This is a genomic window from Anabaena sp. CCY 9910 (assembly GCF_963920875.1).
Lineage (GTDB): Bacteria > Cyanobacteriota > Cyanobacteriia > Cyanobacteriales > Nostocaceae > Trichormus > Trichormus variabilis.
Genome location: NZ_CAWUDJ010000039.1, coordinates 1 through 18360, shown reverse-complemented (window position 1 = coordinate 18360; position 18360 = coordinate 1). Strand labels below are relative to the sequence as shown.

Below are 18360 nucleotides of genomic sequence, written 5' to 3'. Positions count from 1 at the left end.
ACATTAATTAAACGCAGAGAAACGCAGATAAATTTGTATTTCAACAAACTAGTAAACGCTATATTAGCAAGGATATCTTTAAATATGACCTTCACTGTAGAAATACCCTATTATCAAATTATTCAGCAAGCGCAATTAACACCGGATGCGATCGCTGTTTTTGATGAAACCAATCCCCTGACTTATCAACAGTTAGATCGTCTCTCGAATCAAGTGGCTACTTATTTACGCACCCAAGGAGTCGCCCCCAATACGAGAGTCGGGATTATGGCTGAACGGGGAGCTAGAATGATGATTGGCATTTTAGGCATTCTCAAAGCTGGCGGGAGTTATATCCCCCTCGACCCTGGTTATCCCACTGACCGACTGCGTTACATCCTAGAACACGCAACTATCCAGACTTTACTTACAGAACATCAAGTTAGTCAACAATTGGTGGCTTGTGTTCAGGAGGCGCTACCTTTACAAACGGTGATGTTTTTAGATGAGGGTGAACCCTTAGGGGGAATTCAGTCCTTAAATCAAATTACTGCGGAAACCTGGCAAGGCTTGAGTGACGATGCTTTAGAACTGTGTAACAGTCCTGATGATTTAATGGTGATTCTCTACACCTCTGGCTCAACAGGTCGTCCCAAAGGGGTAATGCTGAATCATCGAGGTTATATGAATCGTCTGACATGGATGCAGAATACTTTTTCATTACAACCAGGCGATCGCGTAGCCCAAAGAACCTCTTTTTGCTTTGATATCTCGGTTTGGGAAATTTTCTGGACATTAATGTCAGGCGCGACTATTTGTCCTGTGCAACGGGAAGTAGTTCTCAATCCTTGGGAATTTGCTCAGTGGATTCAACAAACTCAAATTAATGTGATGCACTTTGTTCCTTCCCTTTTTGGGGAGTTTATTAGTGCTTTAGAAAATGAAACTTGGAGTTTTCCCCAATTACGTTGGTTGATGTTTAGTGGGGAAGCATTACCTATGTCCTTTATCCAGAGGTGGATTGACCGTCATGGACTCAAAACCGGACTAGCCAATCTTTACGGCCCTACAGAAGCTTCCATTGACGTTACTTGTCACTTAATTACAGAACGTCCTGATGAACGGGTGACGACGCAAATTCCCATTGGTAAAGCTATCGATAATGTGTATTTAAAAGTTCTGGACGAGGGGATGCAGCCTGTACAACCAGGGAACATGGGAGAACTCTGGCTTGGTGGAGTCCAATTGGCATTAGGCTATCTCAAAGATCCAGAGAAAACGGCTCAGGCTTTTTGTCCTAACCCCTTTACTGATATTCCTGGCGATTATATTTATCGGACAGGAGATTTGGTCAAAGAATTGCCAGACGGAACCATTGAGTATCATGGACGCATAGATCATCAAGTTAAAATTCGCGGTTTCCGCATTGAATTGGGAGAAATTGAAAGTGTTTTAACTACTCATCCCGATGTCCGGGAAGCCGCAGCTCTAGCCGTTGATTATGGGGAAGGACAAAAGCGATTAGTTGCTTGTATATCGGGAAATAAAATCAAAAATCGTTTTCTCAAGGAATATCTAGAACAGAAACTTCCTCACTACATGATTCCCCAAAGGTTTCTGTGGCTGGATAGTCTACCCAAAAATCATAATGGGAAATTAGACCGCAAGGCATTAGTGGCTCAATTAACCTCTGATTCCTCTCCTTCCTCTGATTCCTCTCCTTCTTTGCTACCTTTATTACCTCTAGGCCCAGCTCAAAGTTGGTTAGTCAAATATTTTGAGCCTCCTTATCAGTGGTTGGGTTATACCCGTTTTCTCTATCATCAATCCCTCGATGTAGATATCTTCAATCAAGCGGTTAATTTCCTTATTCATCGTCATGACGCTTTCCGCACGGTTTTTGTGCAGAACCAAGGACAATGGCAACAACATATTCTCAATCAAACGCCATCCTTTGTTTCTGAATATTGGGATGGTAGTCAGGTAAGTCCAGAGGAACGGAATCTGAAAATTGAGCAATACATGGAAGTGGTAGCTAAACAAATTCAGCTTGACCGTTGGCCAATGACGGCAGCGATCGTCGTCAAGGTAAGTCCTACTTGTTACGATATTACGATGATTGCTCACCATATGATTACTGATATGTTGAGCGCGACAATTTTATTTAAAGAAATTTGGAGTGCTTATCATCAACTTTTATTGGGTGTTTCTCCCACATTTCCACAGGCTAAATCCGAATCCTATGAAGATTTTATTCAATTATTAGTGAATGAGGATCATAAAGGAACATTTGAACATCATATTAAATATTGGCAATCTCAATTTCCTGATACTACAAGCAGATTTGAGATTCCTATCGACCATGTGAAAGGAGCCAATATTGAAGCCTCGGCGGAAAAAGAATGTTTTCGTCTTAGTCAACAACAGACAGAACTTTTATTGAATCAAGGAAAATCTTATTATGGTTCTAACGTTTACTTGATACTCCTCGCGCCTTTATATCGTTTAATGGCTAATTGGAGTCATCGCCCAGGGGTGGTAATTAGTCATCGTAGTCATGGCAGAGATTTAGGACAAGGAAGTACTTTCATGGAAAGTATGGGGAATTATGCAATTAATTTCCCTCTAGGTATAACTTTGGACTCATCTGCGATTTGGCAAAAAATTATTCAAGAGATTAGCGATCGCTTTCAAAGTTTACCTATGAATGGTGTAACCTATGATTGGATAGGCGATCGCTTACCTGAATACCTCTACCCTGACAGCAATTTAACTTCTATACGGGTCAATTATTTAGGGAATCGTTCTGCTCCTCCGTCTAACCTCTTTGAGTTTATACATACTGTCCGAGACTGTCGTTTGTCACTCCCCAATCAAAAACGTACCACACTCATTGAATTTTTTCTTTTGGTAGCTGATGGTCATTTAGAGATCACAATTGAATACTCTCGTAATTTTCATCTCGCTACAACAATTCAATCCTTAGGAAAACAATATCTCCTATTGCTTGAGGATATCTTGACTCCTGTCTCTATGTCTCAGCCTCCCCTGCGCTAACATCTGTGTACACTAAGCTGTCCTTGATTTAACTTGTGCATCTTTTTTTGTTGGCTGTTGACAGTTAACCGTCAGCAGTCAACAAACTATACAAGTGACTATGTCTTTTCAAAGCGTCGCAGCCTACCTGATGTCGCAAAAATTATAACTATAATATCCATCGCAGTTCTTACATTAACCCTGCCTAACCCTTGGAAAGATAGGGGTTGAGCAGGGTTATTTATATTTTACTTTTCTGATATCTAAATTACTGAGACTAATACAACATACCCTTGACCGTCCAAAACTGGGAAAACAAAAATATCCATCTTTGACAAAGAATAATCTATGGTTTCAATGATTGAAAGAACCTAAACTAGAGTCGTAAAGCAGTTCAAAATTCGTCTGAAAAAGCTCTCTCAACGGTGGGAACCCCTACACCACGACCTTCCGCAAAATTCAAAATAAACAATCTTAAATTTACGGAACTTTATTTAGTCCAATTGATTTATAGGTAATTTCAGTTTCAAGCATCTAATATTTACCATATCGTAAATTCAAGGGTTTAAGACCCCTACTTCTACACGTAGTATCAGTTGAGTTGGGGTTTAAATCCCTAACTCCAACCGTCTTTAATTTTGTACTCCTGCGGAGAACCCGTAGGGTATTTTGAATTTTGAATTGTTAACACTAATTATTGGAGAAGACAAAACAAAAATGTTTGACCAACAATTGAAACCCAAAAAGTCTGTTTTGCAACAAACACCTATTGCCATTATTGGTATGTCAGCCTTGTTTGCCAAAGCAGAGAATCTACAACAATACTGGGACAATATACTGGCTAAAATTAACTGTATTTCTGAAGTTCCAGAAACAGCTTGGAGCCTTAAAGATTATTATGATCCAGACCCCAGCACACCTGATAAAACTTACGCTAGAGCCGGGGGATTTATCCCAGAAATCGATTTTGATCCTTTAGAATTTGGATTGCCACCTGATACTCTTGAAGCTTTAGATTCAGCAAATTTACTATCGCTAGTATTGGCGAAGCAAGCATTGAAAGATGCTGGTTATGGTGAGGGAAAAGAATTTAATCGAGAAACAACAGGGGTAATTTTAGGAGCTAGTGGGCTTTGGAAAAGTATTACTCCATTAACTGCTCGTTTACAATATCCCCTTTGGGAAAAAGTTTTAAAAAATAGTGGTCTATCAGCAGAACAGACCGAAAAAATTATTGAAAAAATGCAGGCTGCTTTTGTACCTTGGACAGAAAATTCTTTCCCAGGTATGTTGCCTAATGTGGTCGCAGGAAGAATTACCAATCGTCTAGATTTGGGAGGAACTAACTGTGTTGTTGATGCGGCTTGTGCTAGTTCTTTAAGTGCTTTAAAAATGGCAATTAGTGAACTGATTGAAGGTCGCTGTGACATGATGTTGAGCGGGGGCTTTGACACAGATAACTCCATCCTCAACTATATGTGTTTCAGTAAAACCCCAGCTTTTTCTAAAAAAGACTATCTTAATCCCTTTGATGCCACATCCGACGGCATGATGGTAGGAGAAGGGTTAGGAATGTTAGTTCTCAAGCGGTTGGCAGATGCAGAAAGAGATGGCGATCGCATCTATGCAGTAATTAAAGGTATCGGTACTGCCAGTGATGGTCGCTATAAGAGTATCTATGCGCCCCGTACAGAAGGACAAGTGCGAGCTTTACGGCGAGCCTATGAAGATGCAGGCTTTTCCCCTGCGACTTTAGGATTAATGGAAGCTCATGGTACAGGTACGCCAGCTGGAGATTTTTGTGAATTTACGGCGCTTAATCAAGTTTTGACGGAAAATCAGGCAGGAAGACAACAAATCGCCCTTGGTAGTGTTAAATCTCAAATCGGTCACACCAAAGCTGCTGCTGGCGCTGCTAGTTTAATCAAAGCTACCCTGGCCTTACACCACAAAATTCTCCCACCGACCATTAATGTTACCCAACCCAACCCAAAATTCAAAATAGAAGAGTCTCCCTTTTATATCAATACAGAAACTCGTCCCTGGATACAAAATGGTGACACTCCCAGACGGGCGGGGGTTAGTTCTTTTGGATTTGGCGGTACTGACTATCATGTGGTTCTAGAAGAATATACCCCGACACTCCCCCAAGGAGGCGATCGCATCCATTCCACAGCCCAATCTATTTTATTGTGGGCTGATACGCCACAACAATTATCTCAAAAGTGTCAAGCTACTCTTGAGCAACTGCAATCTGACAACGGCGGCGAACAATATCACCAACTGCAAAATCACAGCAAAACAGCCCTCATCCCCGAAACATCTGCCCGTGTCGGCTTTGTGGCTACCTCTCTAGAAGAAGCCCAAAAATTACTGAAAGCAGCAATCAAACAACTGCAAATACAGCCCCAAGCTGAAGCCTGGGAACATCCTCAAGGGATTTACTACCGCCAAACTGGTTTATCTCTCAAGGGCAAAGTTGTAGCTTTATTCCCTGGTCAAGGGTCGCAATATCTGAATATGGGGCGAGAAATTAGCTTGAACTTCCCAGAGATACAACAAGCTTATCAAGCTCTGGATCAGTTGATGGCTCAGGATAACTTGCCAGCTTTGTCTGATATCGCCTTTCCTATACCTGCCTTTACCCCAGAGGTAATCAAGCAACAGTCCCAGGAATTACAGCGCACAGAAAACGCTCAACCTGCCATTGGAGCCTTGAGCCTGGGATTGTATAAAATTTTGCAAAACGTGGGATTTAAGCCCGATTTTGTGGCTGGTCATAGCTTTGGGGAATTAACCGCACTTTGGGCGGCTGGGGTGTTTAGTGATGAGGATTATTGTTACCTGATCAAAGCTAGGGGGCAAGCCATGACTATTCCCCAAGGGTCTCATGATTGCGATCACGGTACGATGTTAGCCGTCAGTGGTGATGTGGCAAAAATTAAGCAACTGATCGTCGGTATGGCCAAGGTGCAGATTGCTAATTATAATGCTCCAGAACAAGTAGTACTGTCTGGTTCTAAACCGGAAATTGCCACCCTAGAGAAAGTATTAAGCAAACAGGGCTATACTGTTACCCCTTTACCTGTTTCTGCTGCTTTTCACACTCCCTTTGTTCACCATGCAAGTCAACCCTTTGCAGAGGCGCTCAATCGAGTGACCTTTAATACTCCTCAAATTCCTGTCTATGCAAACATGACTGGTAATGCCTATCCGACGGAGGCAACTGCCATCAGGAAACTTTTGGAAGCCCATCTTCTGAATGCAGTTCAATTTGCACAGGAAATCGAAAATCTGTATGCCCAAGGAGGATATTGCTTTGTTGAAATTGGCCCCCGACAAATTCTGACCAACTTGGTTAAGCAGACATTAGGCGATCGCCCCCATGTAGCCATTGCCCTCAACCCCAGTCGCCAAAAAGACAGTGATGTCCAACTGCGTCAAGGAGTCATCCAACTCCGAGTCATGGGATTGTCCCTGAAGGATCTTGATGCTTCTCCCCGAAAATTGCCTGCCCAAAAAAGCAAATCTAAAGGATTATCTATTAAGCTCAATGCCACCAACTACATCAGTGACAAAACAAAAGCTGCCTTTGCATCTGCTTTCAAACCTGAGCCTGTAGTGCAGCTAGCTTCCACCCCTCTTGATCAGGTTACTTCTGATGCAGCAACTGTTGTTTTAGATTCTCCTGCTCAACTTTTCGTTGCTTCCACAAATGATGAGGTTGCCATTACCCCTGTCTCTGTGATGGAAGAGTCGGTATCTCTAGGAGAAATTTACCATCAATCTGATTACCAATTTATTATCTCTAAGGACGAAACAAATATCATGAATAACTCTACTCATAATACTATCGCCTATCTTTTCCAACAGTTTTATCAACATCAAAAAGAAATGCTACAGGTTCACGAACAATACGTAAAAACTCAATCCCAGAGTTTTCAAGCATTTCTACAATTACTGCAACAACAGGAAGTTATTATTCCTCAAAGTTCAACCTCTGCTATTGCGGAGCAAACAGTTGTTGTACCAGCACCAGTGGTGCAACTTCCTCAGACATCTGCTGCACCTATAGTGGAACCTCCCCAGACACCCGTCGTTCCTGTGGCTGAACTTCCCAAGACCCCTGTGGCACCTGTAGTAGAACCTCCCCAGGTAACTCCTGCACCTGTAGCTGAACCCGTTCATATCTCCCATATTGCCAGCTATTTAGAGCCTCGTTATTCTGCCCCCACTCCTCAACCCACACCAGTTGTAACTGAAACTGCTTCTCCTGCGGCGAATGAAAGCTACATTAGCCGAGCATTAATGGAGGTTGTCAGTGATAAAACTGGTTATCCTACAGAAATGTTGGAATTAGAGATGGATTTAGAAGCGGATTTGGGGGTTGACTCCATCAAGCGTGTAGAAATTATGGGAACTCTACATGAATCTTTTCCTCAGTTACCCAAACTCAGCCCCGAAGAACTCGCGGAAAAGCGTACCCTGGCGCAAATTGTCCAATATTTGGCAGGACAAATCATGGTGACAGAAAAAAAAATAGCTTAGTTAATGTGGCTCCGAATCCTCGGAGTCATGGAGAGATTGGACGTTACCAGGTGAAACTGATGTCTTTACCCGCCCCTGATTTTTGGAATGTTCCTAACACTCCTTACCAAACTTGTTTATTAACCGATGATGGTTCATCAACCACGACTGAAGTGGCTCAATGTTTAAGCGATCGCGGATGGCAGGTTATAGTTCTCAGTTTCCCTAATTCTTTAGTTCCTAAGCGTCCTATCCTTCCGGCTACAGTTCACCGAGTAGTTCTGACCAACTTGAGCGAAGAACATTTACAAGCTCAATTAGCAGGGATTTTTCAGACTTATGGTTTGATTGGAACTTTTATCCATTTACACCCTATCAGCCAGTACCTTTACCATCAACCAAACACTCTAGTAAACCCTGATAAGGCTATTCTTAAGCAAGTATTTTTATTAGCTAAACATCTCAAATCTAGCCTCACTCAAGCAGCAGGGCAAGGAAGGAGTAGTTTTATGACTTTGGCTCATTTAGATGGAGAGTTTGGATTAAGTGGACAACAAGATTTTAGTGCAGTTAGTGGCGGATTATTTGGATTAACCAAAACCTTAAATTTAGAGTGGACTGCTGTATTTTGTCGTTCCCTTGATATTAGCCCTGATTTAGATGCAGCTACTACTGCTCAAATTATCCTCGCAGAACTACATGATCCCAATGCTTTAATTCAAGAAGTGGGCTATACCAAAAAAGGTCGTGTTACATTGACTTGTGAATTAGCTGATTTAGGAGTTTAAATTGTCAGGAGTTTAGGAAAATGATCTCAACTAAACTCCTGTTTAATTTTGTCCATTAGCAATAGATTATATCAAGTTCTGCTAATTACGTATAATTTGGTTTGATATGTACCGGGTAATAGCTCACAGGTATTTTTCACTATTACCCATTACTAAATACCAATCGCCACAGATATTATTCGGACTTGAACGAGCATGATATTATTACTCGTTTCATTTAACATTTGTAGTCAATAAATAATAACTGCTAATTACTTGATTTTACCCATGAATACTAATACTAAGCTAAATTCATCATCTGTCGTTGTTGTCAGTGGTGGTGGCAGAGGAATTACATCGGAATGTATTATTTATTTGGCTCGACAGTATCAGTGTAGATTTATTCTGCTTGGTCGTTCTGCTTTAGCAGCAGAACCGGAATGGAGTATTGGTTGTGTTGATGAATCGGAATTAAAAAAACGAATTATGCAACATTTAATAGAGCAGAAAGAAAAACCAACCCCCATAAAAGTGCAGAATATTTATAAAAAAATATGCCAAAGTCGGGAAATTTATCAAACCCTAGCTGATATTAAGCAAGGAGGTGGTGAGGCAGAATATTTAAGTGTTGATGTGACAGATGCCTCTGCTTTAAAATCTGCATTAGCTCCTGTCGTCGCACGCTTGGGAAAAATTACAGGCATTATTCATGGGGCAGGAAATCTGGCAGACAAGTTAATTGAAAATAAAACAGAACAAGATTTTGAAACTGTTTATAATGTCAAGATAGAAGGCTTACATAGTTTAATAAATTGTGTAGAGATTTCACAATTAAAGTTTATTGCTTTATTTTCTTCTTTTGTTTCTTTTTATGGCAATGTCGGTCAATCTGACTACTCTTTAGCTAATGAAATTTTAAATAAATATGCTTATTTATTACAAGTAAAATATCCAGAGTGCCATGTGGTTTCCTTTGGATGGGGGCCTTGGGATGGAGGCATGGTAACGCCACAACTGAAACAATTATTTGCACAAAAAAATATTAAACTAATTCCTCTCAGGGTAGGGGCAGAAATTTTGGCGGAAGAGTTAACCCAAGACTATTCAAAAGTTCCCCAACTTATTATTATGAGTAAAGGGATTTCCGTCTTACCAAAAGCTTTTAGCCCAGAAAAACATAGTTATCGTTTATATCGGCGCTTAACCTTACAGGGTAATCCTTTTGTTTACGATCATGTAATCGGTGGTAATGCTGTTTTACCTGCTGTTTGTGCCTTAGCTTGGATGACAAATATTTGTGAGCAATTTTATCCTGGTTATCATTTTTTGAGTTGTCAAAAATATAAGGTGCTTAAGGGTATTGTTTTTGATGATAACTTAGCTAATTTATACTGTCTTGATTTAACCGAAGTAGAAAAATCTGAGGAAGAAATTCAGTTAGAAGCTTTGATTTGGAGTGAAACTCCTAAAGGTATTCCTTTATATCATTATCGGGCATTGATTAACATTAGTCAAAAATCCCATGCTCAACAAGCTTTAACTTTTGAAGATTTTAACTATTATGAATCTTCTTTGAGTTTAGATCCTTATCAAGAGGGGATTTTATTTCATCATCAGAGATTTAGAGGTATTCAAAAGATTCTCGAAATCACTCCTAATAAGTTAATTGCTTCATGTTTGTTACCAGAAATATCTCCTACTGAACAAGGGCAATTTTTAACCCAGTCTTTTAATCCTTACACAGCCGATATGTTTTTTCAATGTTTATTAATCTGGGTAAGACAAACCTATGGCTTAGGTAGTTTACCTCTGGAATTAACGGCATTGAAACAGTTTTACACTCTCCCTTTTAACCAGGAATTTTTGATTAACTTATCTATTGAAGAGCAGAGCGAAACTAAAGTAGTTGCCAGTGCGATCGCCTGTGATACTCAAGGGAAAGTATATCTGGAAGCTACTAATATGCAGGTAACTACAAGTGCGCGTTTAAATCAACTATTCCTGAATAATACGGTCGCTTCTAAAAATACTGTTTGTATGTAGTTGTTGTCTGGTTCTAAAAACCCAATCATGTATCCGTCTTATTGGAGTATATATGGAACGTTCTCGACTGGCTATTGTTGGCTTAGATTGCTTTTTTAATCAGTATTTTAATTCAGCAATCTTCTCGGCATTAATTTATGATGGCAAGACCACTAAAGACATTAATCATCTTGATAATAAGTTAGAATCTTTCACTGTTTTATCGAAAATCTCTCATCAAGCCCTGCAAGACTGCCAAGTTAATTGTTATAAAAATGTTGCTGTCATTACAGCCAATAATGAAACTATAAATGCTCAAAATTCGGTAGACCATCTGGGAAAACAGCTATCTAATTTATGGAACTTTGCCGCAATTACATTTAATTTAGATGGTCAGAAAGATTGTTTACTTAAAGCTTTAGAAATTACCCAACTGCTGTTAACAGCAAAAGAAGTTGATACTGTCATTATTAGTGTAGTTAATTCTGACCTTAATGCTAACAGTGTTCATGGTGGAGCCATTATTATTAAAGATTATGCAGTGGCTCAAAAAGATGGCGATCGCATCTATGCGGTTCTAGAAAGCTTCACCCGCATTGCAGATACCCTCTCTCCTTCATCAGTAGCCATTCAACAAAGTTGTCAAAAAGCTTTGCAACAAGCCAACATCAGCCCTCCAGACGTTGGCTATATTGAAGTTTGCCACCAAAACCTAGCAGAAGAAAATAGCCCAGAATTTATCGGCTTAATAAATGCTTACGCTACCCATCAACATGACCTAACCTGCGCTGTAGGTAGTGTCAAGGCAAATCTCGGTGATTTGGGTATTGCGGCGGGAGTCATTAGCTTAATTAAAACAGCCCTATGTGTTTATCATCGTTATTTGCCAGCATACCCCCAATGGCAGCAACCCCAACACCCAGAAATCTGGCAAAATAGCCCTTTTTATGTGCCTACAAGTTCTTATCCTTGGTTTTTGTCCAAAAATCAGGAAAAGCGCCAAGCTGCTGTGAATATGGTTGCAGAAGATGGCATTTATGGTCATATTCTTCTCTCAGAAGACACGACTCAAACCAGCCGCAGTCCTAGTTATTTACCCTACGCTTCGTTTTACCTTTTTCCCATCGCTGCTGATGAGGCTTCATCTTTGCAGACACAACTAGATGATTTAGCTGCCAAAATTGAAACTAGTTTATCTTTACCTCAAACTGCCCAAGAAAATTTTAGCCTGTTTCAACGTAATTCCCAGTCCCCTTATGTTGTAGCGATTGTTGGCGACAACAAAGAAGCCCTACAACGGGAAATTAAACAAGCGCAAAAAGGTATTGAGAAAGCATTTAGGGAAGGAAAATCTTGGAAAAGCCCTAAAGGAAGTTATTTTACTCCCAAACCCCTTGGTAAACAGGGGAAAATCGCTTTTGTTTATCCAGGGGCTTTTAATTCCTATTTAGGTATGGGACGCGATTTGTTCCAATTGTTTCCCCAATTGTGGAACCGCATCACTAGCTTGATTCAAAATCCCGACCAATTCTTGCAAGCAAAACACCTCTACCCCAGAAGCCAATATTCCCTATCACAGCGAGATTTAGAAGCCTTAGAAACTGAGTTTATTGCCAAGCCTTTATCCCTACTAGAAACCGGAACTGGTTTTGCGGTGATGTTCACGGACATTATGCAGCAATATTTCCAGATTAAACCCCAAGCAGCCTTTGGTTACAGTATGGGGGAAAGTACCATGATGTATAGTTTGGGAGTTTGGCCTAATGCTGATACAGGGAGTCAATATATTCATTCTTCCCCACTGTTCCGCGATCGCTTAATTGGGACAAAACAAACAGTAGCAGAATATTGGGGCGAACCTGCTGGGGAAAATTTATGGAGTAGTCATGTGTTAATGGCTTCACCAGCAGCAGTCAAACAATGCTTAGAACAAGAACCACGAGTTTATCTTACCCATGTTAATGCACCCCAAGAAGTGGTGATTGCTGGCGACCCCCAAGGCTGTTTACGGGTGATTGAACGCTTACAATGTGATGCTTTTCGTTCTCCGTCGGATATGGTGCTGCACTGTGAAGCTATGCAGTCAGAATTTGCCGCATTTATGCAGCTGAACACTGTCAACATGGGAACACCACCGGATACAGTATTTTATTCCTCTGCTAATTATCAACCAATTCCTTTAGAACAGTTAGCGATCGCGCAAAACTTATCACAAGGAGTCTGTCAACCCTTGGAATTTCCCCGTTTAATTGATCGTGCTTATCAAGATGGGGTCAGAATTTTCCTAGAGTTAGGATCAGGCGGTAGCTGTTCCCGTTGGATTACAGAAACTCTCCAGACACAAGATCACCTCGCTATGTGCGTCAATCGTCGAGGTGTAGATGATTTGGCTGCCATTGTTAAAATGTTAGCCCAATTGGTGAGCCATCAAGTAGACCTAGATTTATCACCCCTCTATCTTTCCCAAGAAACATCAACCCAAATTATCACCCAGAAGGAAACAGTTCCTACCTTGGTAGCTTCTCCTCCTTGTCTATTTAACGAAGATGATATTTTAGAGTTTATTGAAGGGAAAGTATCAAAGGTCTTTGGCGAAAACTATCAAGAAATTGACAACTACAGTAGACGAGTAAGAATGCCCTCACCTCCCTTTTTATTTGTGAGTCGTGTAACTCAATTAGAAGGGAAATTAGGGGATTATAAATCAGGATTTATTGAAACAGAATATGATATTCCCCAAGATGCTTGGTATGCCATTGATGGTCAATTAACTGTCGGCATCTGTAAAGAAGCTGGTCACGGACTGTTGATGTTATTAAGTTATCTGGGAACAGATTTTGAAAATCAAGGTAAACGTTCTTTCCGCTTATTAGATTTATCAGCAACGTTCCTCTTTGAACAGCCAGAATCGATAAAAACATTGAAGTGTCGAGTCAAGATTACTTCCTCTGTGAAAACTGAAAAAAGTTTACTCATCTTTTTCCAAGGAGAAGCTTTAATCGGCGATCAAGTGTGGATGAAACTCCATGATGGCTGTGCTGGACTGTTTTCTGATGAAGAATTAGAACAGGGGCAAGGAATTGTTATTTCCGAAAGTGAAGCAAGAGAACGTCAGCGAATTACAAAACAACTGTTTACACCTCTACTAAATTGCTCTAAATCCAACTTTACATCAGAAGATATTCTTGCTTTAACTATAGGTAATTTGGGTCAATGTTTTGGGGAAAAATATCAACAAAATTCCCTAAATCCATCCTTAAGATTACCACCAGAAAAACTACTCATGTTAGATAATGTGATGATGGTTAATCCACAGGGAGAAGTAGCTGGAATAGGGTTAGCCATTGGGTCAAAAGAAGTCACACCGGAAGATTGGTATTTCTTCTGTCATTTTCGCAATGATCCCACTATGCCAGGGAATTTAATGATTGAAGGATGTATCCAACTAGTTCAATTTTATTGTTTATTTTTAGGGTTACAAACTCGAACCAAAGATGCTCGTTTTCAAATCATTCCTGGCAAAACTCAAGCAGCACGTTTTCGAGGACAAGTTACCCCCCAAACAGGCACATTAATGTATCAAATGGAGGTATTAGAACTTGGACTCTCTCCTCAACCATATGCTGTGGCTAATGTGGATGTTATTTTTGGCGGAAAGACCATTGCTACTATTAAAAATATTGGTGTTCAGCTTGTTGAAAAACCACTTGCCATCAAAAATTCTATCACTGAGATTAATCATCAACCCGTTTTATTCAATGAAGAACAACTAAAGCAATTCGCCAAAGGCTCGGTTGCTGCTTGTCTTGGTTCAGAATTTGATATATATGAAAATCGCCAATCTGTTCGCCTACCTAATGGAGAGTTCCAGTTAGTTAGTCGAGTTTTAGAAATAGAAGGAAAGCGTCATGAACTGCAAAAACCTTCCCAAATAATTACAGAATATGACGTAAAACCTGATGCTTGGTTTTACGAACATAATGCTTACCCCACTTTGCCCTACTGCACCTACATTGAAATTGCTGGACAACCTTGCATTTTCTTAGGGGTTTATATGGGGGCAACCTTATTATCTCCTGATGATGATCTACATTTTCGTAATTTAGATGGGCAGGGGACAATTCTTAAAGAACTTGACCTCAGAAATAAAACTATTACTGATAAAGTCCGTCTTCTATCTACGACTGCTGTGAAAGGGGCAATAATTCAAAAATATGAGTTTGAATTATCTTGTGAAGGAGAACCATTTTATCGCGGCAATATGGTCTTTGGTGACTTTAGCACCGCCGTCTTAGCCAATCAAGTGGGGTTAGACGGAGGAAAACGCCTGAAACCTTGGTATCAAGAACATGAAACTTCTGCTTTGAATTTAAAAACAATTCCCTTAAAAGAACCCAATTGGCGGCAGAAACTCCATCAATTTAATCCGAATAAACCCCATTATCGCCTATCAGAAAAATATTTAGATTTTCTGGATGAAATGTTCATCATTGAAGGTGGTGGAAACTATCAAAAAGGGTATATATATGCTAGAAAATCAATTACCCATCAAGATTGGTATTTCCCCTTCCATTTTTATCAAGATCCAGTCATGCCTGGAGCCTTAGGAGTGGAATCAATTATCCAAGCTATGCAGGCCTATGCTTTGCAATTAGACTTAGGTAAATCATTCAAAGATCCTCGATTTGGTCAAGCTATTAATCATGAAATAACTTGGAAATATCGGGGACAAATTACTCCAGAAAATCACTTGATGTCCTTAGAAGTTCATATTTCTAAGATTGAAGTTTCATCCGATCGCATCACAATTATTGGTGATGCCAGCCTCTGGAAAGAAGACTTAAGAATTTACGAAATTAAAGATATTGCTCTGTGCTTAGTAGAAGCATGATTTACACATGAAAACGCAAGATTAAGGGTATAGGGGTATAGATAAATGTTTGCAACCCTCACACCCTTATAACTTAACACCCTCACACCCTCACACCCCTAAACCCTTACACCTCTACACCCCTACACCCAGTCTCAACATTCCTAAGAAATTCGCCATAAACCAACAATACCCATTCAATTATTATTTGAGGTTACCAAAAATGCTCCCTCAAGGTACATCCATCGCCACTCTAAATCCACCAGATTCTATTGCTTTTGATCATGCAGGTATTCAACAAAAATTACTGGACTTACATCAACCTTGTTATGTATTTTTAAAAAATAATCAAATAAGAATATCCCATCAACCCATTGAAGGCATACAAGCACAAATGATGGTGAATGCCATCTTACCCCAAAAATTGGGCGATCGCAGTTTTCTTGACTTTCATGGAGTTGACTACGCCTATGCGGCTGGTGCGATGGCGGGGGGTATTGCCTCGGAAACCCTAGTCATTGCTTTGGGAAAAGCGGGATTTTTAGCCAGTTTCGGCTCAGCAGGATTAGTACCGCAACGGGTAGAAAAAGCTATTTTACAAATTCAACAAGCCCTGCCTACCGGCCCTTATGCCTTCAATTTGATTCATAGCCCCTCAGAGGAAGCCCTAGAGCAAGGGGCTGTGGAACTTTACCTTAAACATGGGGTGAGAACAATAGAAGCCTCAGCTTACATGGATTTAACCCCTCATATTGTCCGCTATCGGGCAGCCGGGCTACACCTAAATTCTCAAGGGGAAATTCAAACCCAAAATAAAGTCATTGCCAAAATTTCCCGCGCTGAAGTAGCCCAAAAATTTCTCCAACCTGCCCCGCTAAAATTCCTCAAATCCTTAGTAGAACAGGGATATATTACACCGTTACAAGCTGCTTTAGCCGAAAAAGTCCCCTTGGCAGATGATATTACCGTTGAAGCCGACTCAGGGGGTCACACTGATAATCGTTCTTTGGTGTGTCTGCTACCCAGCATTATCGCCCTGCGGGATGAAATTCAACGGCAATACCATTATGAACATCCCGTGAGAGTAGGCGCTGCTGGCGGCATTGGCACACCGGAAGCGGCTTTAGCTGCCTTTATGATGGGGGCTAGTTACATTGTTACAGGTTCGATCAACCATAGCTGCATAGAAGCTGGAACCTCTGACCATACCAAACAATTATTAGCCCAAGCAAGCATGGCTGATATGGTGATGGCACCCTGCGCTGATATGTTTGAAATGGGGGTTAAGGTACAACTACTTAAACGGGGTAGTTTGTTCCCCATGCGCGCACAAAAATTGTACGACCTCTATAAAACTTATGGAGGAATTGAAGAGATTCCCCCAGAGATACGTCAAACCCTAGAAACACAAATTTTCCGCAAAAATTTAGATCAAGTTTGGGATGAGACCGTTGCTTATTTTTCCCAACGAGATCCTGAACAAATTGCACGGGCTAATAACAACCCTAAACGTAAAATGGCCCTGATTTTTCGCTGGTATTTAGGATTATCTTCTCGTTGGTCAACTAGTGGAGATGAGCAGCGCCAAATGGATTATCAAATCTGGTGCGGCCCCGCGATGGGTTCCTTTAATGAATGGGTGAGAGGTTCCTATTTAGAATTACCTGAAAATCGCACAGTTGTTGACGTAGCCACACATATTATGCAAGGTGCTGCCTATTTATATCGCCTACAAAATTTGAAATTACAAGGTCTTAACCTGCCATCTCAATACTGCTATTACCGTCCATTCCATGTTTAGCTTCTGGCTCAATAATCCACACATATTAACAATGATTTATGACTACTAAAACAATCGATTCTCCTTTTGCGCCTGGACTGCCAGCCCTTTATATTGTGGCATTTTTATCAGGAATGTCCTTAGGGTTATTCAATCCATTTATTTCCACCTTAATGAAACAAAATAACATCAATGATATTGTCATTGGTGCTAACTCTACACTCTACTTTTTTATCATTGCTATTGGCACCCCATTCGTTACCAAAGTCATCCGTAAAATAGGGTTGCGTAAAACCATGATGTCAGGGTTTTTGCTCATGGGAATAACTGCACCTTTATTTCCCTTCACAAACCAATTGTCCGCTTGGTTTTTGATTCGTGCAGTCATGGGTTTAGCTTGTTGTTTATATCTCATCTCTGGACAAACTGCTATCAACTATTTCTGTAATGATAAAAATCGGGGCATTGTTAACGGGTTAGATGCTTTATGTTTTAGCTTGGGATTTGGAATTGGGCCAGTCATGGGAGCAGCTTTTTACAATGCTTCCCCTAAAACAACATTCTTCTTAGGCAGTGGGTTAATTTTAAGTGGCATTATTGTTGTATATTTAGGACTACCAGAAAAAGAAATTAAGTTTCAAATCCCCCGATTTCAAATTATTAAAAAGCTGAGGCTTCCCTTACATGGTTCCTTTGCCTATGGGTTTAGTGTTGCCACATTAGTATCTCTTTACCCTCTCTATTTGCTAGAACAAAATTACGGTGTTGAGCGCATTGGTTATATTTTCGGGCTGTTTATTCTAGGAGGATTAATCTCAACAATTCCGGTAACTCATTTAGCTGATCGCATAGGTAAAATTAAAGTATTGAAGTATAGTGTGATTGTAGTGATTATTTCGGTTATCGGTTTATCTTTTATCGACGACCCTAATATCACGCCTTTCTTAGCTTTTATTTCTGGTGTAGGAATGAGTCCCGTTTTTCCCTTATCCTTGGCTTTAATTGGGTCAAAATTGGCAGTTGATGAATTGTCTTCTGGTAGTGCTTTATTTACCTCCATTTATAGTGCGGGATGTACGGCTGGGCCAATTTTATCGGCAATAGTGATGACGTTGCTCGGAACGCAATATATTTTTATGCTAATGATGGTTATTTTTGTTTTATTTTTTCTGAGTTTAAGCAAACAGAATAAATATAACCATTCACTTCTAAGCGTTGAACGTTAGGAGATTGTTTAACAAGTTCTTGGTTGTGATTGTCAGCATTTACTGATCCCCCTAATTCCCCGTTGTAGCCAGTGGCGTGGATTTAGGGGGATATGAAATATTGGCGTTGCATAATAGAGGGATGAATTGAGGTCATCTACTGTGCAATGTCCA

At 40.3% G+C, this 18360-nt stretch carries 7 protein-coding genes; all 7 read left to right on the top strand.

The features are described 5' to 3' along the window. The first annotated feature begins 84 nt into the window (after positions 1-84). Positions 85-3036 carry an amino acid adenylation domain-containing protein gene (locus ACM5QX_RS22890; protein WP_414755655.1) on the top strand — a complete coding sequence of 984 codons (2952 nt, stop codon included), beginning with the start codon at positions 85-87 and terminating at the stop codon, positions 3034-3036. 696 nt (positions 3037-3732) lie between these two features. Continuing rightward, positions 3733-7563 (top strand): beta-ketoacyl synthase N-terminal-like domain-containing protein, encoded by a 3831-nt coding sequence (locus tag ACM5QX_RS22885; protein WP_414755654.1) that lies wholly within the window; start codon positions 3733-3735, stop codon positions 7561-7563. A 5-nt stretch (positions 7564-7568) separates the two neighbouring features. After that, positions 7569-8330, top strand: a complete 762-nt coding sequence (locus ACM5QX_RS22880; protein ID WP_414755653.1) for a hypothetical protein — start codon at positions 7569-7571, stop codon at positions 8328-8330. A 267-nt stretch (positions 8331-8597) separates the two neighbouring features. Continuing rightward, the gene (locus ACM5QX_RS22875) at positions 8598-10352 is read left to right on the top strand and encodes an SDR family NAD(P)-dependent oxidoreductase (protein WP_414755652.1); all 1755 of its coding nucleotides are present in this window, start codon (positions 8598-8600) and stop codon (positions 10350-10352) included. Positions 10353-10404: 52 nt separating this feature from the next. Continuing rightward, positions 10405-15222: a PfaB family protein gene (locus ACM5QX_RS22870; protein ID WP_414755651.1), complete on the top strand. Its 4818-nt coding sequence runs from the start codon at positions 10405-10407 to the stop codon at positions 15220-15222. A 202-nt stretch (positions 15223-15424) separates the two neighbouring features. Next, a complete protein-coding gene (locus tag ACM5QX_RS22865; RefSeq protein ID WP_414755650.1) occupies positions 15425-17002 on the top strand; it encodes a PfaD family polyunsaturated fatty acid/polyketide biosynthesis protein in 1578 nt (525 codons plus the stop codon). 38 nt (positions 17003-17040) lie between these two features. Further along, complete coding sequence (locus ACM5QX_RS22860) at positions 17041-18207, top strand: MFS transporter (protein WP_414755649.1); 1167 nt, start codon at positions 17041-17043, stop codon at positions 18205-18207. Positions 18208-18360 lie beyond the last annotated feature (153 nt).

What these genes read in the sequence shown, in the direction of transcription:
- ACM5QX_RS22890 (WP_414755655.1), top strand. Translation starts at nt 85, where the DNA reads ATGACCTTCACTGTAGAAATACCCTATTATCAAATTATTCAGCAAGCG.
- ACM5QX_RS22885 (WP_414755654.1), top strand. Translation starts at nt 3,733, where the DNA reads ATGTTTGACCAACAATTGAAACCCAAAAAGTCTGTTTTGCAACAAACA.
- ACM5QX_RS22875 (WP_414755652.1), top strand. Translation starts at nt 8,598, where the DNA reads ATGAATACTAATACTAAGCTAAATTCATCATCTGTCGTTGTTGTCAGT.
- ACM5QX_RS22870 (WP_414755651.1), top strand. Translation starts at nt 10,405, where the DNA reads ATGGAACGTTCTCGACTGGCTATTGTTGGCTTAGATTGCTTTTTTAAT.
- ACM5QX_RS22865 (WP_414755650.1), top strand. Translation starts at nt 15,425, where the DNA reads ATGCTCCCTCAAGGTACATCCATCGCCACTCTAAATCCACCAGATTCT.
- ACM5QX_RS22860 (WP_414755649.1), top strand. Translation starts at nt 17,041, where the DNA reads ATGACTACTAAAACAATCGATTCTCCTTTTGCGCCTGGACTGCCAGCC.